At 58.6% G+C, this 15,455-nt stretch carries 17 protein-coding genes; 5 read left to right on the forward strand and 12 right to left on the reverse strand.

From position 1 onward, the window contains the following. Positions 1 to 25: 25 nt before the first annotated feature. Positions 26 to 601 carry an RNA polymerase sigma factor RpoE gene (gene rpoE, locus NPX02_RS12365; protein ID WP_260293916.1) on the reverse strand — a complete coding sequence of 192 codons (576 nt, stop codon included), beginning with the start codon at positions 599 to 601 and terminating at the stop codon, positions 26 to 28. A gap of 195 nt (positions 602 to 796) precedes the next feature. Here rpoE and nadB point away from each other — a divergent pair, with 195 nt between their 5' ends. Continuing rightward, positions 797 to 2,425 carry an L-aspartate oxidase gene (gene nadB / locus NPX02_RS12370; protein WP_260293917.1) on the forward strand — a complete coding sequence of 543 codons (1,629 nt, stop codon included), beginning with the start codon at positions 797 to 799 and terminating at the stop codon, positions 2,423 to 2,425. Here the strand turns inward: nadB and NPX02_RS12375 are convergent. From NPX02_RS12375 to NPX02_RS12415, 9 genes are all read right to left on the reverse strand, one after another. Then, entirely contained in the window at positions 2,376 to 2,855 is a 480-nt protein-coding gene (locus NPX02_RS12375) for a protein YgfX (RefSeq protein ID WP_260293918.1), read from the reverse strand. The genes nadB and NPX02_RS12375 overlap by 50 nt on opposite strands. A 43-nt stretch (positions 2,856 to 2,898) precedes the next feature. Next, a complete protein-coding gene (locus NPX02_RS12380) occupies positions 2,899 to 3,147 on the reverse strand; it encodes an FAD assembly factor SdhE (RefSeq protein ID WP_260293919.1) in 249 nt (82 codons plus the stop codon). Positions 3,148 to 3,163: 16 nt separating this feature from the next. Beyond that, a complete protein-coding gene (locus NPX02_RS12385; protein ID WP_260293920.1) occupies positions 3,164 to 3,856 on the reverse strand; it encodes a succinate dehydrogenase iron-sulfur subunit in 693 nt (230 codons plus the stop codon). 10 nt (positions 3,857 to 3,866) lie between these two features. After that, positions 3,867 to 5,630: a succinate dehydrogenase flavoprotein subunit gene (sdhA, locus tag NPX02_RS12390; protein WP_260293921.1), complete on the reverse strand. Its 1,764-nt coding sequence runs from the start codon at positions 5,628 to 5,630 to the stop codon at positions 3,867 to 3,869. A gap of 26 nt (positions 5,631 to 5,656) precedes the next feature. Beyond that, complete coding sequence (sdhD, locus tag NPX02_RS12395) at positions 5,657 to 6,001, reverse strand: succinate dehydrogenase, hydrophobic membrane anchor protein (RefSeq protein WP_260293922.1); 345 nt, start codon at positions 5,999 to 6,001, stop codon at positions 5,657 to 5,659. Further along, positions 5,998 to 6,375: a succinate dehydrogenase, cytochrome b556 subunit gene (gene sdhC / locus NPX02_RS12400; RefSeq protein ID WP_260293923.1), complete on the reverse strand. Its 378-nt coding sequence runs from the start codon at positions 6,373 to 6,375 to the stop codon at positions 5,998 to 6,000. The genes sdhD and sdhC overlap by 4 nt, the downstream gene beginning before the upstream one ends. A gap of 166 nt (positions 6,376 to 6,541) precedes the next feature. Next, positions 6,542 to 7,060: a ribosome biogenesis factor YjgA gene (gene yjgA, locus NPX02_RS12405; protein ID WP_260293924.1), complete on the reverse strand. Its 519-nt coding sequence runs from the start codon at positions 7,058 to 7,060 to the stop codon at positions 6,542 to 6,544. A 2-nt stretch (positions 7,061 to 7,062) separates the two neighbouring features. Continuing rightward, on the reverse strand, positions 7,063 to 8,793 hold the full coding sequence (gene recJ / locus NPX02_RS12410; protein WP_260293925.1) for a single-stranded-DNA-specific exonuclease RecJ: 1,731 nt from the start codon (positions 8,791 to 8,793) through the stop codon (positions 7,063 to 7,065). Further along, positions 8,790 to 9,455 carry a glutathione S-transferase family protein gene (locus NPX02_RS12415; protein ID WP_260293926.1) on the reverse strand — a complete coding sequence of 222 codons (666 nt, stop codon included), beginning with the start codon at positions 9,453 to 9,455 and terminating at the stop codon, positions 8,790 to 8,792. Before NPX02_RS12415 ends, recJ begins: the two co-directional genes overlap by 4 nt. Positions 9,456 to 9,569: 114 nt before the next feature. Here NPX02_RS12415 and NPX02_RS12420 point away from each other — a divergent pair, with 114 nt between their 5' ends. Further along, positions 9,570 to 10,268: a 4'-phosphopantetheinyl transferase family protein gene (locus NPX02_RS12420; RefSeq protein ID WP_260293928.1), complete on the forward strand. Its 699-nt coding sequence runs from the start codon at positions 9,570 to 9,572 to the stop codon at positions 10,266 to 10,268. A gap of 256 nt (positions 10,269 to 10,524) precedes the next feature. Continuing rightward, on the forward strand, positions 10,525 to 11,262 hold the full coding sequence (gene cysZ / locus NPX02_RS12425) for a sulfate transporter CysZ (protein WP_260293929.1): 738 nt from the start codon (positions 10,525 to 10,527) through the stop codon (positions 11,260 to 11,262). Positions 11,263 to 11,277: 15 nt separating this feature from the next. Here cysZ and NPX02_RS12430 read toward each other — a convergent pair whose 3' ends face one another. Beyond that, the gene (locus NPX02_RS12430) at positions 11,278 to 12,432 is read right to left on the reverse strand and encodes a pyridoxal phosphate-dependent aminotransferase (protein ID WP_260293931.1); all 1,155 of its coding nucleotides are present in this window, start codon (positions 12,430 to 12,432) and stop codon (positions 11,278 to 11,280) included. Between the two features lie 60 nt (positions 12,433 to 12,492). Further along, the gene (locus NPX02_RS12435; protein WP_260293932.1) at positions 12,493 to 13,260 is read right to left on the reverse strand and encodes an HAD family hydrolase; all 768 of its coding nucleotides are present in this window, start codon (positions 13,258 to 13,260) and stop codon (positions 12,493 to 12,495) included. Positions 13,261 to 13,452: 192 nt separating this feature from the next. Here NPX02_RS12435 and dksA point away from each other — a divergent pair, with 192 nt between their 5' ends. Further along, positions 13,453 to 13,896 carry an RNA polymerase-binding protein DksA gene (gene dksA / locus NPX02_RS12440; protein ID WP_260293933.1) on the forward strand — a complete coding sequence of 148 codons (444 nt, stop codon included), beginning with the start codon at positions 13,453 to 13,455 and terminating at the stop codon, positions 13,894 to 13,896. Between the two features lie 410 nt (positions 13,897 to 14,306). After that, on the forward strand, positions 14,307 to 15,203 hold the full coding sequence (gluQRS, locus tag NPX02_RS12445; protein WP_260293934.1) for a tRNA glutamyl-Q(34) synthetase GluQRS: 897 nt from the start codon (positions 14,307 to 14,309) through the stop codon (positions 15,201 to 15,203). The last annotated feature ends 252 nt before the right edge of the window (positions 15,204 to 15,455 follow it).

Below are 15,455 nucleotides of genomic sequence, written 5' to 3' on the forward strand. Positions count from 1 at the left end.
TCGATATACCACTGCAATTAGAAAATCAGCCTAGGAGCGGTTGCAATTTCGCATCTATGGCTGCACGCGCACGAAATATTCTTGACCTCACTGTCCCTACCGGGCACTCCATCGCCCTGGCTATCTCCTCATAACTGAGACCCTCGAGCTCTCTGAGGGTTATGGCGGTACGCAGGTCTTCAGGCAACTCGTCGATGGCCTGATTGACCGTTTCGGCAATCTCTTTCTCCAACAAGTGATTCTCCGGCGTGGCATGCTCTTTCAGCCGCGCGCCGGCATCCAGCTGTTCGGCTGTCTCCGCATCAATATCCGAATTGGGGGGACGACGCTTCTGGGCAACCAGATAGTTTTTCGCCGTGTTGATGGCAATCCGATAGAGCCAGGTATAGAACGCACTCTCTCGGCGAAAGTTGGGCAAAGCTTTATAGGCCTTGATGAATGCTTCCTGTGTCACATCGAGAGTCTCACTGGGATCTCGCACATACCGGGAGACCAGATTGGCGACCTTCTGCTGATACTTGAGTACCAATAGATCGAAGGCCTTCTTATCTCCACGCTGCACACGTTCGACCAACTCCTGGTCAATTTGACGTTCCCCCATCAGGGTGTGACCTCTGATAGTGGTAAGCCCCGCTCCATACTCAAACTGATTGACAACATGCTGTGTGATAAGTTCTCAATATCCGGTTCTCGAAATCCATGAATTAGGATAGGATTCCCCCACAGTGTCCGCGACCCGCGGACCCTGCCTTTTAATGCTGAATTATGACCCCAAGCCAGGATTCGGGCAAACCCCATGAATACAAACAGCTTCAAACAATTTGATGTACTGATTATTGGCAGCGGCGCGGCCGGCCTGAGCCTTGCCCTGCGATTGCCCGAATCCATCCGTGTCGCCGTGATCGCCAAACGCGGGCTGAGCGAGGGTAACACCTATTACGCCCAGGGTGGTATTTCTGCCGTGCTGGACGTCGAAGACTCGATAGATTCCCATGTGCAGGACACCCTGGAGGCCGGGGCCGGGCTGTGCGACGAGCAGACCGTCCGCCTGGTGGTTGAGAAGGGTCCGGAAAACATCCAGTGGCTGCTCGACGAAGGGGTGGACTTCACCCGGGACAAGCCGGCGGGCGGCGGTTATCACCTCACCCGCGAAGGCGGCCACTCCCATCGCCGGGTCATTCACGCCAAGGACGCCACCGGCCAGGAGGTCGAGAGCCGGCTCGAGTCCCAGGTCAAGGCGCGTCGCAACATCAGCCTGTTCGAGCAGCATAACGCCATTGACCTGATCATGGGGGGCAAACAGGGCATCGCAGAAAATCCCTGCCTTGGCGCCTACATACTGAATATAAAGAGCAACCGGGTCGAAACCTTCGTGGCGAAATTCACCGTCCTGGCGACCGGTGGCGCCAGCAAGGTCTATCTCTATACCAGTAACCCGGACGTATCCACCGGAGATGGCATCGCCATGGCCTGGCGGGCCGGCTGCCGGGTGGCCAATATGGAATTCATCCAGTTTCATCCGACCTGCCTCTACCACCCGCATGCCAAATCCTTTCTGATCACCGAGGCGCTGCGGGGCGAAGGGGGTCAACTGCTGCTGCCGGATGGTACCCGCTTTATGCCGCAGTTCGACCGACGCGCCGAACTGGCGCCGCGGGATATCGTCGCCCGGGCGATCGACCACGAGATGAAACGGATCGGCGCGGACTGCGTCTACCTCGACATCAGCCACAAACCGGCCGAGTTCATCCGTGAACATTTTCCCAATATCCATGCCAAGTGCCTCGAATTCGGCATCGACATCACCACCGATCCGATCCCGGTGGTGCCGGCCGCCCACTACACCTGCGGCGGCGTCATTACCGACCTCAAGGCCAGGACCGACGTGCCGAATCTGTTCGCCATCGGCGAGACCTCCTACACCGGGCTGCACGGCGCCAATCGCATGGCCAGCAACTCCCTGCTGGAGTGCCTGGTCTATGCACAGCAGGCGGCCCGGGACATCGAGCGGCGTCTGCCCCTGGCGGCCGAGCTGCCCGAGGTCACCCCGTGGGATGAAAGCCGGGTCACCGATTCCGACGAAGAGGTGGTGGTCTCCCATAACTGGAACGAGTTGCGCCACTTCATGTGGGACTATGTCGGCATCGTACGCAGCAACAAACGCCTGGAGCGCGCCAAGCGACGCATCAACCTGCTCAGGCACGAGATCAAGGAGTACTACAGTAATTTCCGGGTGACCAACGATCTGCTGGAGTTACGCAACCTGGTGGAGGTGGCCTACCTGATCATCCACTCCGCACAACACCGCAAGGAGAGTCGTGGCCTGCATTTCAATATCGACTTTCCGCGTCAGGATGACCGGTTCCAGAAGAGCCCTACCGTTCTGATACCGAATAATTATCAACCGCTGGTAGCTGACGACTGACCTGTTGCTTGAGGCGGACCCGTAGCCGGCGGCGCTGCGCGGGATCGCAATTGTCGGCCAGCAGCAGATAATATCGACGACCGAAGAGTCCCCTGCGGAATCCCAGGATGGTCAGCCAGTGGGTGTTGAAGCAGCTATGCAGCAGCGGATAGTGGCGGATTGTTCCGCCCGCCTCCTCAATCAGCCAGCTGCCATCCGGGGCCCAGCCGATGGTTGTTTGAGCTCCGGCCCGGGCCCGGGTATTTCTCAACAGCAGTACCCAGGAGAGCGCAAGCCAGGTGATCGGCAACAGCATCGCGATCGGATAGGAAATGGTCGCCGCGGCGACGCCGCAATAGCCGGCCAGTAGCGCATGCAACAGATGCCGGTAAAGGATTAATATTCTTGACTGCTGAAGCCTGATGCGCAGCGGCGCCTGCTCCCGGTTCATCACACTCCCTGTGTCACGGAAAAGAACGTTAGGATTAGGATCGTTAGGTTCGCATCTGCATCAGGGCGACCAGGCGGCGGATATTGGCGTCGGATGGCACCACATTGCCCATCACCCAGTCCAGCAACAGCTGGTCCTCAAAATCCAGTATACGGATAAACAGGCGCTGGTCTTCCGGGGAGAGACCGGCATAGTGCCGATCAAGGAATCCGATCAACACATAATCCAGCTCGAGCATGCCACGCCGGCACTGCCAGCGTAGCTGCCCGAGAGGAGGAAGTTCGGATTCCATCACCGGCTCAATCACCCTAGATCGAGTGCTTCAGCATCAGTTCCTTGATCTTGCCGATCGCCTTGGTCGGGTTGAGCGATTTCGGACAGGACTCCACACAGTTCATGATGGTGTGACAGCGGAACAGTTTATAAGGCCCTTCCAGCGCGTCCAGGCGCTCGTCGGTGGCTTGATCCCGGCTGTCCGCCAGGAAACGCCACGCCTGCAGCAGGGCCTGCGGTCCATGGAACTTGTCCGGGTTCCACCAGAACGAGGGACAGGCGGTGGAGCAGCAGCCGCACATGATGCACTCGTAAAGACCGTCCAGCTTGTCCCGGTCTTCCGGCGACTGCAGGATCTCCTGCTCCGGCAGGGGGTCCTTATGGATCAGGTAGGGTTTGACGGCCCGGTACTGCTGATAGAACTGGGACATATCGACCACCAGATCGCGAATCACCGGACGCCCCGGCAACGGGCGCACATGCACCGGCTCCTTCAGCTCGCTCACCGGCGTGGTACAGCCCAACAGGTTCTGGCCGTTCGCATTCACGGCGTCGGAACCACACACACCCTCGCCACAGGAGTGGCGGAAGGCAAAGGCCTCATCCTGACGCTTGATCTCCATCAGGGCATCGCGCAGCATCATGCCTCGACTGACTTCGACGTCGTACTCCTGCATATGCGGGGCGGTGTCGACGTCCGGGTTATAACGGTAAACAAAAAATTTCATTCAACAACCCTCAGTAGACACGCGGCTTCGGCGGGAAGGTTTCAACGGTAAGCGGCTTGGTCTGAACCGGCTTGTAATCCAGTCGATCACCCTCTTTGAAGTAGACCGAATGCTTCAGCCAGTTCACGTCATCACGCTCGGTGTAATCGGGACGGGAGTGGGCTCCCCGGCTCTCCTTGCGCTCCAGTGCGGAAAGCACGATCGCCATGCCGATGTCGATCAGATTTTCCAGCTCCAGGGCTTCGATACGCGCCGTGTTGAACACCTTGCTCTGGTCGCCCAGACGCACATCCTTCAGCTTCTCGCGCAGCGCTTTTACCTTCTCGACACCTTCCGCCATGATCTCGTCGGTGCGGAACACACCGGCATGATCCTCCATCACCTTGCGGAACTCATCGCGCAGTTCGCGCACCGAAATCCCCTCTCCCGGCTGTTCCCAGCGGGTCAGTTTGGCCATGGCCTGGTCGATGGCGGCTTCGCTCATCGGCCGATGCTCCGGACTATCCTTCAGATTGTTGATGATCTGCTGACCGGCCGCGCGGCCGAATACCAGAATATCCAGTAGTGAGTTACCACCGAGGCGGTTGGCGCCATGTACCGATACGCAGGCGCACTCGCCAGCTGCATAGAGTCCCGGTACGATCTGCTCGGAGCCATCCGCGGCGGGGATCACCACCTGGCCCAGGCGGTCGGTCGGGATACCCCCCATCATATAGTGGGCGGTCGGAAATACCGGGATCGGCTCGACCGCGGGATCAACGCCGGCAAAGATCTTCGAGCTTTCGCGAATACCGGGCAGACGCTTGGCGATAATATCCTCGCCCAGGTGGTCCACCTTCAGCAGCACATGATCCGCATTGGGTCCGCAACCACGGCCCTCTTTCACCTCGGTGACGATGGCGCGCGATACCACGTCACGGCTGGCCAGGTCCTTGGCGTTGGGGGCATAGCGCTCCATAAAGCGCTCGCCATCCTTGTTGATCAGATAGCCGCCTTCACCGCGCACACCCTCGGTAATCAGCATACCGCGTCCGGCGATCCCGGTCGGATGGAACTGGAAGAACTCCATATCCATCAGCGGCACACCGGCACGCAACGCCATGGCCATGCCGTCACCGGTATTGATATGGGCATTGGAGGTGGTACGGAACACCTGCCCGCCGCCACCGGTCGCCAGCAGCGTGGTCTTGGCCTCGATCAGCAGCGGCTCACCGGTCTCGATCTCCAGGGTCAGGGCGCCCAGGATGGCCCCCTCCTCGTCACGGATCAGCTCGATCCCGAAGTACTCGTCAAAGAAGTGGGTCCGGGCACGGATGTTCTGCTGATACAGGGTGTGCAGAATGGCGTGACCGGTCCGGTCGGCCGCGGCACAGGTACGTGCTGCCTGGGCACCACCGAAATTCTGGCTCTGGCCGCCGAAGGCACGCTGGTAGATCTTGCCGTTATCCAGGCGGGAGAACGGCACGCCGTTGTGCTCCAGCTCGTAGACGGTGGGGATCGCCTCGCGGCACATGAACTCGATGGCGTCCTGGTCGCCCAGGTAATCCGATCCCTTGACGGTGTCGAACATGTGCCAGTGCCAATTGTCCTCGAAGACATTGGCCAGCGCGGCATTCACACCACCCTGGGCGGCCACCGTATGGGAGCGGGTCGGAAATACTTTCGAGACAACAGCCACTCGCAGGTTGGCGTTGGCAAGCTGTAGCGCTGCATTCAGGCCAGCACCACCGGCACCGATAATCAGCGCATCAAAACGTCTTCTGGCTAGCGTCATGATATACCTTTGTTAATATGGGGTGTTCAGGCTGCCACACCGGCGAGGAATACAACCTTGGCAAACCAGAGGCCGCAACCGATGAAGCCGATTGCAAACAGACTCAGCAGGCCTACTCTTGCCATGATGGGGTGTACATAATCGATCAGCACGTCACGAATGCCGACCCAGGCATGAATCAGCAGCGCCGCGGCAAACAGCAGCATGCCGATGGTGACACCGGGATCGGCAACGTAAGCCCGCCACGCCTCGTAGGATTCCGGTGCGTTGAAGCTCAGATGGCCGAGCATATATATAAGGTAAAGACCCAGATAGACTGCACTGATGCGCTGCAACGCCCATGCGCGCAGCCCGGATGCTTGACGACTCATAATAGAACCAACCCGATCAGAACGGCGAGAACAGGAGCGGCCACCATCACGGCCTGGGCCGACTTGGTCGCAATCTCCTTCTCCACACCCAAGTGAATATCGATCAGCAGGAAGCGGATACCTGCCAGTAAATGGTGCAGCAACGCCCAGAGAACCACGAACAGGACCAGCTTGATAAACAGGCCGTCCAAAATCATCTTCGCCTCGGCAAAACCTTCCGGTCCGGAGAGTGAAAGATCAAGGGCATATGCCAGGAAGGGGATGGCCAGGATCATCAGCACCCCGCTGGCCCGATGACCTACCGACATGATGGCGGCGATCGGGAAGCGGAACTGCGTCAGGTCTAGATAGACAGGCCGGTTTTTTGTCGTCATACAGATAGTCTCTTGTCTCAGCCTAATGTACGTATGGATTTTTTCGTCAGAAACGGTACACCTGACGCAACCGAACCCAATTATAGCGATTTGTCCCGGCTTTGAAAGGATATATTTTATACAGCCATTAAATTTACTTGGCGATAAATTATCCGTTAATAAGTTTTCACTCGATATCTAACTCCCTGAGATATTTGAATAATTTTCGCTGTGCCGCCGGCGGCTTGGCCAATTCGCGCTCTTTTTTACCGGCACGAATTAATTGCCTTAGGCGTTGTACGTCCACATTAGGACAAATATCCAACAGATCTGACAGAGTTTTGTCATCTCCCTCGATCAGCCGATCCCGCCACTGTTCGATACGGTGGAAACGCTGCGTGTCCTGCATCGCCCGATCGTCCGTCCGCTTGAACAACAGTTCCACCTTTTCCGTATCTTCCTGGCTGAGCAGCTTGCCCAGACGCCGGATGTGACGGCGCATGGCATTGTGGCTCTTGATCCGTTGCGACTCCCGCAGTGCATCCAGCATCACCTCCGAAAAGCCGAACCCCTCCCATTGGGCCGGCTTGAGGCCAACCAGCCGCTCACCCAGCGCCTGCAGCGCCAGCATCTGGCGCTTGATTTCACTGCGGGAAACCGTTTGCTCTTCTTCATCAAATTCATACGATTCGAAATCGTCGGACATAGCTAAATCACCTGAAAATATTCAATTAATAACTGCACGTTCATGGCACCGCGAAACTCATTGATATCCAGTCTATAGGCGGCGTGGATGGTCGCCGGTTGATGGGTGGGCAACGCGGCGGACTGATTGAAGGCGATGGCGTCAAACGTCTCCGCCCTCCCCGCTCGACGCAGGGCCAGTTTGGCGTGCCCGACGCCCACCGTTTGTTGACGGACGATTTCAAACCGGTCGTCGAACAGCGGCTCGGGAAAACCCTGTCCCCAGGGACCGGCCTCACGCAGCTGCTGCGCCACACTCAGGATCATCTCATCCACCTCAAGACCACCGTCCGAGCGCAGCGCCCCGTCGAGCGCGCGTCCGTTGAGTTGCTGCCTTACTGCTTCATCAAAACAGCGGCTGAAGTTCTCCAGGTCCCGCTTCATCAGGGTCAGTCCGGCCGCCATGGCGTGCCCGCCAAACTTGTCCAGCAGCTGGGGGTGGGCGATGGCGATCGATTCCAGAATATCGCGGATATGCACGCCGCAGATGGATCGCGCCGATCCTTTCAGCATCTCATCATCCGCATCGGCAAAGGCGATGACCGGTCGGTGATACTGCTCCTTGATGCGTGAGGCCAGGATCCCGATCACTCCCTGATGCCAGTTCTCCTGGTAGACGCAGATTCCCAACGGGAGCCGATCACCCAGCTCCAGCGAAGCGAGACAGGCGAGTGCCTGTTGCCGCATCTCCTGCTCGATCTCCTTGCGCTCTCCATTCAGGCTGTTCAGCAGATTCGCCGTCTCGGCCGCCTTGGCCGTGGAATCGCTCAGCAGCCCCGCTATCCCAACGGACATGTCGTCCAGGCGACCGGCTGCATTCAATCGCGGCCCCAGGGTGAAACCGAGGTCGGTCGCCACCACCCGCGACAGGGTCTTGCCGGCGCTGGCGAATACCGCACGGATCAGTTCGCAGCAGCGGCCGGCGCGAATTCTCGCCAGGCCCTGCTGTACCAGGATCCGGTTGTTATGATCGAGCCTCACCACGTCGGCCACCGTGCCCAGGGCCACCAGATCCAGGTAGTCGGCCAAGTTGGGTTCCGGCAGCCCCTTCTCCCCAAACCAGCCCGCCTCCCGCAGCCAGGTGCGCAAAGCGGCCATGACATAGAAGACCACCCCAACCCCGGCCAGATGCTTGCTCGGGAAAGGCTCGCCGGGGTTGTTCGGGTTCACAATCACATCGGCATCGGGCAGTTCTCCCCCGGGCAGGTGGTGGTCGGTCACCAGTACTGCGACGCCCTGTTCGCGCAGCAACCGCACACCATCCAGACTCGCGATGCCGTTGTCCACGGTCATGACCAGATCCGGGCTCCGGGCCAGGCATTTACAGGCGATCTCCAGCGTCAGCCCATAACCGTCGATAAACCGGTTCGGGACAATGAAATCCACTTCCCGGGCACCCATGGCGCGCAGCGCACGCAGCGCCAGGGCACAACTGGTTGCCCCGTCCGCATCGAAGTCCGCCACCACCAGAATCCGCCCCTGCCCGACCATCACCCGATGCAGCAGTTGCGCCGCTTCCCGGGTACCGCCCAGTGCCTCGGGTGGCAGCATGGCGCTCAGCCGGTAATCCAGCTCCCCCGGGGCACTGACACCGCGCAGTGCGTAGATACGCTGCAGCAGGGGCCATTCCGAGAGCGCTCCGGCCTCGTAAGCCGGGATATCCGGCCGCAGGATGGTTCGCTCCGCTACGCTCACGCGTCCGCACCTGCCTCATGCAGGATGTAGGATCCCTTGGTACGGCCAAAATCAAGGAACCGTTGCTCGAAGTCCTCGACCACCGACACCTGCACCGAGGGCCGGGCGAGCAGCGCGCGACCCCATCGGTCCAGTGGTGTCGGCATCAGGTCGGACAGCTCCTCCCGGTATTGCTTCAGAATCGCAAAACGCATGAAGAACGGGGCGTAAGCGGCGTCAAGCAGAGAGAAGCGCTCCCCCATGAAATAGGGGCCGTCTCCCAGTTCCGGCACCAGCCGGGCAAACAGCCCCCCCAACACCTCGCACTGCTGCTGAAAGTTGTCTTCATCCCGGGCTGTAAACAGCCGGAACTGTTCAAACAACAGATTCGAGCCGAACTCGATCCAGCCCCGGTGTTTGGCACGCAGCAGCGGCTCCTCCGGGTGCAGCCGGGGGGGATAAACCTCGTCCAGGTACTCATTGATGATGGCCGACTCGAACAGCACCTCATGATCGATTTTCAGCAGCGGCACCTTGCCGAAGGGCGAAATCTCCTTGAACCATTTTGGCGAATCGGCAAGATCGATGTAGCTGATCGAAAAATCGACCTCCTTCTCCTTGAGGACAATGACCGCACGCTGTACAAAGGGGCAGATCGGAAAGCTGACCAGTTCGAGACTCATGGGGCCTCCTCGGAAATATTCATATGACGAACGTTATCGATCGTGGAAGAATAGCATGAAGCGGTCTGAAACCATTCACAGATAGTTCCAACCACACCGTAGTCCGAACCCGATATGCTGAAAATTGAACAGTGGTCAATAGTCGAGGCGGTGCCGGCACCGCCGCGCACCGGCGCGCTCGCTATCTGGCTGCTCGACCTGGATGCGATAGAGGCGGATCTCTCGCCTCTGCTCTGCGCTGACGAACAGTCCCGGCGGCAGAGCATGGTACGGGAAACGGACCGGCGACTTTTCACCAATGCCCGGGGTTGCCTGCGTTTCATCCTGTCCGCTTATCTAGGACTCCCGGCGGAATCCATCCAATTCAGTTATAGCGCCAAGGGCAAACCGCAACTTGCCGCTATCCCCACTCCGCTCCACTTCAATCTGAGCCATTCCGGTGCCATGGCCCTGCTAGCGGTCAGCACGGACGCGCCCGTCGGCATCGACCTGGAACGGGAGCTGGTGCGCGACAATCTGCGCAAGATTGCCCGCAAGGTGTTCGGCCCCGAGTGGATCAATGCCATTGAGCCGATTGATGACCTGCGGTTCAGGCGCGCCTTTTTCAAACAATGGACACAACACGAGGCCAGGGTGAAGGCGATCGGCGAAGGGGTGTTCTCACACGTCAGTCGACGGCGGACAATCCCATGCGTCAATTTCTCCCCCAGAGAGGGGTGGTGCGCGGCGGTCGCCGTCGATGGCGGTCTGCCGTCCCTGGAGAACTGGGGCACTTATCGGTTCACCCCTGAACTGCTGGCCGGGATAGGTTAAACTGGGTGTCGTCCCATTGAACCCAACTGCCGCATAAATCGACCCGAACATCGGCCGACTTCCCGACCGTAGGGTGCCGGTGAGCCTGCGAACCACACCAAGCACTGCTGGAAATGGCAACCCCCTCGATGCGGTTCGTTTCACTCACCGCATCCTACGGATTTTCCGGGGCGGGGTGCAGCAGGGGTGCCTTGCGATGTTATCCATGAGGTCTACAAAAGTACTTTTTCAAATCACCCACTGCGGAAACAGGTCCATGGCCATGCAAAACAACCCGTTTACCGGATTCAATTACCTGCTCCAGGGGCTGAAGATGCTGCTGCGGCCCGGGCTCAAGCGCTACCTGCTGGCACCGGTAGCCATCAATATCGTGGTCTTCACCATTATCGGCTGGATCGGCTTCAGCCTGTTCGACGAGCTGGTCAACTCACTCCTGCCGGAGACCGGCTGGCTGAGCTACCTGCGCTGGTTTCTCTGGCCGGTGTTCGCCCTGAGCGTCATATTGATCACCTTTTATACCTTCACCACCGTGGCCAATCTGATTGCCGCCCCCTTCAACAGCCAGCTGTCGGCCAAGGTCGAGGAGCTGCTGACCGGTGAACGGCCACCGGAAAACCGGCAATCGCTTCGGCAACTGGTGCTGCCGACCGTCCGCTCGGAGCTGGTAAAACTGCGCTATTTCCTGCTGCGTGCCGTGCCGCTGCTGCTGTTGTTCCTTATTCCCGGCATCAATCTGCTGGCGCCCTTTCTCTGGTTGTTGTTCAGCGCCTGGTTCCTGGCCATTGAGTATGCCGATTACCCCATGGGGAATCACGGGCTGAACTTCCAGTCGCAACATGGCCGGCTGAAGCGGATGCGCCTGACGGCGCTGGGTTTTGGCGGCGGCGTCACCCTGCTGATGATGATTCCGTTGCTCAACTTCGCCGCCATGCCCGCGGCGGTGGTTGGCGCCACGCGTCTCTGGTGTGCCGGTCGCACGGCAGCCGCGCCTTGAGGCGGTGCATACCTTTCAGCGCTTGATGAAGCGGGCGATACGCGCCACGCCCTCGGTCAGCTTCTCCATCGAAGTGGTGTAGGCGAAGCGCACGTGCTGCTCCGGCAGATTGTCCCCAAAATCCTTTCCCGGTGTGATCGCCACTCCTTCCGTTTCCAGCAGCTCATAGGCGAAGGCAAAACTGTCGCCGGTAATCTTGCGGCAATTGGCATAGAGATAAAAAGCCCCCTCTGGCTCCACCGGGATCTCAAAACCCAGCCCCCTCAGCGCCGGTAACAGGTAATCCCGACGTTCCCGGAATGCCTCACGCCGCTGTTCGACAATGCGCTGGGTCTCCGCGCCAAAGGCCGCCAGCGCCGCATACTGGGCAGGCGTGGGTGCCGACAGGAAGATGTTCTGCGCCAGGCGGTCCGCCGCGCCGATATGAGTTTCAGGAGCCACCATCCAGCCCAGTCGCCAGCCGGTCATGCCGTAATATTTGGAGAAACTGTTGATGATGAACAGGTCGTCGCTGACCTCGAGCGCAGTAAACGGCTCGGACGCATAGACCAGTCCCAGATAGATCTCATCGACAATGAGCACGCCACCCCGCGCTTTGACCACCCGGTGGATCTTCGTCAGCTCTTCACGCGTTATCAGCGTACCGGTGGGATTTGATGGCGAGGCCACCATCACCGCACGCATATTGTCGGTCCATTCGCGGGCGATAATCTCCGCTGTCAGCTGATAGCCGGTCTCCGGCCCGACCGGGACCGTCACCGGCTCACCCGACACCAGCCGTACGAAGTGACGATTGCAGGGGTAGCCTGGGTCGGCCATCATCACCGCCTCGCCCGGGTTCACCACGATACTCATCACCAGTTGCAGCGCCCCGGAGGATCCCGGGGTCACCAACACCCGTCCCGGATCAAGCTGAACCCCATATCGATTCAGATAATCCCCGGCGATGGCGGCACGCAGCTCCGCTATGCCCACCGCCGGCGTATAGCGGGTGAAACCTTCATCCAGGGCGCGTTTCCCCGCCTCTATGATGGGTCCCGGGGTGGCAAAGTCCGGTTCCCCCACTTCCATATGGATAATCGACCGGCCCGTACCCTCCAGTTCCCGGGCGCGCGCCAGCAGCTCCATGACATAGAAGGGGCGTATAGAGGCCATTCGATCAGCTATCATCCGACGGGTCGCTCTTGAATTGGGTGAGTTGGGTGGGTTGCCTGCACCGGGGAGATACGCTCAGGATAGCGTATGCAGTCGGCGTAACAAACCCAGGTCAACCAGGCTCGCGTGGTCAGCCGCTCCACCCAACACCCTCGCCGGGCTCTGTTGCTCGCCCAACTGATCCACAATCAGGCTGGCGCCGGTGAAATCCTCCTCGGAGGTGTAGCCATTCACGGTGATGATCACGGTTTGAATGCCGGCGGCGGTGGCCGACCTGAGGCCGTTATGGGAATCCTCGATCGCCACACAGGCGCGCGGCTGCAGATCCATTTTTTCCAGCGCCCAGAGGTAAATGTCCGGTGCCGGTTTCTTTGCCGGCACCACATCGCCGGCGGCTATCAGCTCAAATGGGTGCTTTCCCTTATGGCCAAAGAAGCGGCTCAGCAGGGCTTCGACATTGGCCGGCGTCGTGGTGGTAGCGATAGCCAGTCGCAGGCCGGCCTCCGCCGCCTCATCGATCAGTCTGATCACCCCATTTCTCGGCGGTATCAGCCCCTCCTCCATCAGGGTGACGAAAATCTCACTCTTGCGACGATGCAGCTCGGCGATAAACCGGTCCAGATCGGCCGGGCGTTCCCAACCCGTATTAAACCGCTCCAGGAAGTAACGGATGCGCTCCTTGCCGCCGGTCACCTTGAGCAGTTGACCGTACAACTCCGCATCCCAATGCCACTCCAGACCCGCCTGGGAAAAGGCGCTATTGAACGCCACCCGATGGCCGTCCCGTTCGGTATCGGCAAGGGTGCCGTCCACGTCCCACAACAGTGCTTGTAAATTTGACATAACCTACTCTTTTAACTACTAATAACTATACCCTGCCGGCCCGGCTGACAGGTTGGGAAAAAATCCATTTTACCTGACTGGCGGAACCGCAACACGGACCAATCGTGGGGGTATCTGACAATTGTTGCCCGCAACGGAAGATTCTGGTTATCATAGCCGACTTCGTTAGCGTGGTTTTCCAGGAGTCATTGAATGACCGCAAAGAAAAAGCCAGAGAATGACCTTACCGGCCCTTTCGGCTTCAAGCCTTATAAAGAGAAAAAGGGCGAGGAGTACATGAGCGAGGCAATGGAGGAGCATTTCCGGGCCATCCTAAGGGCATGGAAGCAGGAGTTGATGGAGGAAGTCGACCGGACAGTGCATCACATGAAGGATGATGCCGCCAACTTCCCCGACCCCAACGACCGGGCCACCCAGGAATCGGAGTTCAGCCTTGAACTGCGCACCCGTGACCGCGAGCGGAAGCTGATCAAAAAGATAGAAGAGACATTAAATCTTATTGATGGTCACGACTATGGTTATTGTGAGGCCTGCGGTGTGGAGATCGGGATTCGCCGGCTGGAGGCGCGGCCTACCGCCTCACTCTGTATCGACTGCAAGACCCTGGACGAGATCAGGGAGAAGCAGATGAGCTGAAGCTCCATCCGCATCACACGTGTTAAACTTAAAGCCGGCATCTTGCCGGCTTTTTTGTCCAGTGATGGAGTTATACCGCGAAGCACAGGTTGGTTGGAGCTACTTTCGCTGTGATTAAACTTCCGCGGCTGAAGCCGACCCTATCAGGCAACGCTGCTTGCTGACTACGTAGGATGCCGGTGAGCTTGCGAACCGCATCATTCGCGGTAAGGCTTGATGCGGTTCGTGCCTCACCGGCATCCTACGCCGGGCATTGTGGTTTGTCGGCTGGAATGGGGATGTCCACAACATGTCGTGGCTGCTCCACTCAACCGGATATCCAAGTAACCTTATTCGCGTTCATTCGTAGCTTATTTTCTTCCAGTGCACGGCTGAGTTAATTGGGCAATCAAGTATACTTTTCACAGCTTATGAATTACCGCGGACGTTTTGCACCCTCACCTTCCGGCCCCCTCCATTTCGGTTCCCTGGTGGCCGCCATGGGCAGTTATCTTGACGCGCGAAGCAGGCAAGGTAAGTGGCTGATCAGAATAGAAAATATTGACCCCCCCCGGGAAGTGACCGGGGCATCGGGGAAAATCCTCAGGACCCTGGAATCATTGGGTTTCGAGTGGGACGAACCGGTACTCTATCAAAGCACACGCCATGCGGCTTACCTGGAAGCCATTGACACGTTACAGAATAAGGCACTGCTCTACGAATGCTGTTGCAGCCGTAGCGAGATCCAGGAGCGGGGACGAGTTGGCGCAGAAGGTGTTATATACCCCGGTACCTGCCGAACCCGGGTGAAACTACCGTCGGCCAAGGGGAGTGGAAGACGGCATGCACTGCGCCTGATCACTCATGACCAGACAGTCTCTTTTACCGACGGGATACGGGGAATCCTGAATCAGAACATCGTCCGGGAGATCGGCGACTTCATAATCAAACGCGCGGACGGTCACTTTGCCTACCAACTTGCCGTGGTAGTGGATGATGCATACCAGGGCATCACCGACGTGGTGCGAGGGGCCGATCTGCTGACCTCGACGCCACGCCAGATCTATCTGCAGCGGCTACTGGGACTGCCCACACCGAGTTACAAACACCTGCCGCTGGTCACCGATACAAGCGGCAGAAAACTGAGCAAACAGCATCGCTCCGACCCGATCAATGCCGCCGCTCCCGTGGTTGCGTTACTGGCCGCCCTGAAATTCCTCAACCAGCCGCTCCCGCCAGAAACTCCGGACACTGTCGCGGAATTCTGGACATGGGCCATCGCCCAATGGAATCACTCACTGATAAATAGCAATAACTATAATAATTAATTCATGTAGTTAAGCATTCTTATTAAAGTAATATATCTATTGAATGGCACTAAATTAAGGCAGGAGTCCATTTTTTCGGCATTCTGGCGCAGGCCGGAGGAGTGGTGCAGGGATGCACCGTTTACGGACCTGAGGATGGAATCCATAAATTCACCGCGGATACGGGTTCTGGATCCCTGCATACGCCGGGATGATGGGGGCTCTGGGCTTAACTTAGTGCCATTCAAGTAATATATCTATTAACACTGCTGC

The organism is Sedimenticola hydrogenitrophicus (genome assembly GCF_025175675.1).
Taxonomy (GTDB): domain Bacteria; phylum Pseudomonadota; class Gammaproteobacteria; order Chromatiales; family Chromatiaceae; genus Sedimenticola; species Sedimenticola hydrogenitrophicus.

Bases quoted from the DNA above. Each gene is read 5' to 3' on its own strand.
- NPX02_RS12430 (WP_260293931.1), bottom strand. From the start codon at position 12,432: ATGATAGCTGATCGAATGGCCTCTATACGCCCCTTCTATGTCATGGAG.
- NPX02_RS12435 (WP_260293932.1), bottom strand. From the start codon at position 13,260: ATGTCAAATTTACAAGCACTGTTGTGGGACGTGGACGGCACCCTTGCC.
- yjgA (WP_260293924.1), bottom strand. From the start codon at position 7,060: ATGTCCGACGATTTCGAATCGTATGAATTTGATGAAGAAGAGCAAACG.
- sdhD (WP_260293922.1), bottom strand. From the start codon at position 6,001: ATGAGTCGTCAAGCATCCGGGCTGCGCGCATGGGCGTTGCAGCGCATC.
- NPX02_RS12420 (WP_260293928.1), top strand. From the start codon at position 9,570: ATGCTGAAAATTGAACAGTGGTCAATAGTCGAGGCGGTGCCGGCACCG.
- NPX02_RS12380 (WP_260293919.1), bottom strand. From the start codon at position 3,147: ATGGAATCCGAACTTCCTCCTCTCGGGCAGCTACGCTGGCAGTGCCGG.
- dksA (WP_260293933.1), top strand. From the start codon at position 13,453: ATGACCGCAAAGAAAAAGCCAGAGAATGACCTTACCGGCCCTTTCGGC.
- sdhA (WP_260293921.1), bottom strand. From the start codon at position 5,630: ATGACGCTAGCCAGAAGACGTTTTGATGCGCTGATTATCGGTGCCGGT.
- nadB (WP_260293917.1), top strand. From the start codon at position 797: ATGAATACAAACAGCTTCAAACAATTTGATGTACTGATTATTGGCAGC.
- sdhC (WP_260293923.1), bottom strand. From the start codon at position 6,375: ATGACGACAAAAAACCGGCCTGTCTATCTAGACCTGACGCAGTTCCGC.
- rpoE (WP_260293916.1), bottom strand. From the start codon at position 601: ATGGGGGAACGTCAAATTGACCAGGAGTTGGTCGAACGTGTGCAGCGT.
- NPX02_RS12385 (WP_260293920.1), bottom strand. From the start codon at position 3,856: ATGAAATTTTTTGTTTACCGTTATAACCCGGACGTCGACACCGCCCCG.
- cysZ (WP_260293929.1), top strand. From the start codon at position 10,525: ATGGCCATGCAAAACAACCCGTTTACCGGATTCAATTACCTGCTCCAG.
- NPX02_RS12415 (WP_260293926.1), bottom strand. From the start codon at position 9,455: ATGAGTCTCGAACTGGTCAGCTTTCCGATCTGCCCCTTTGTACAGCGT.
- NPX02_RS12375 (WP_260293918.1), bottom strand. From the start codon at position 2,855: ATGAACCGGGAGCAGGCGCCGCTGCGCATCAGGCTTCAGCAGTCAAGA.
- gluQRS (WP_260293934.1), top strand. From the start codon at position 14,307: ATGAATTACCGCGGACGTTTTGCACCCTCACCTTCCGGCCCCCTCCAT.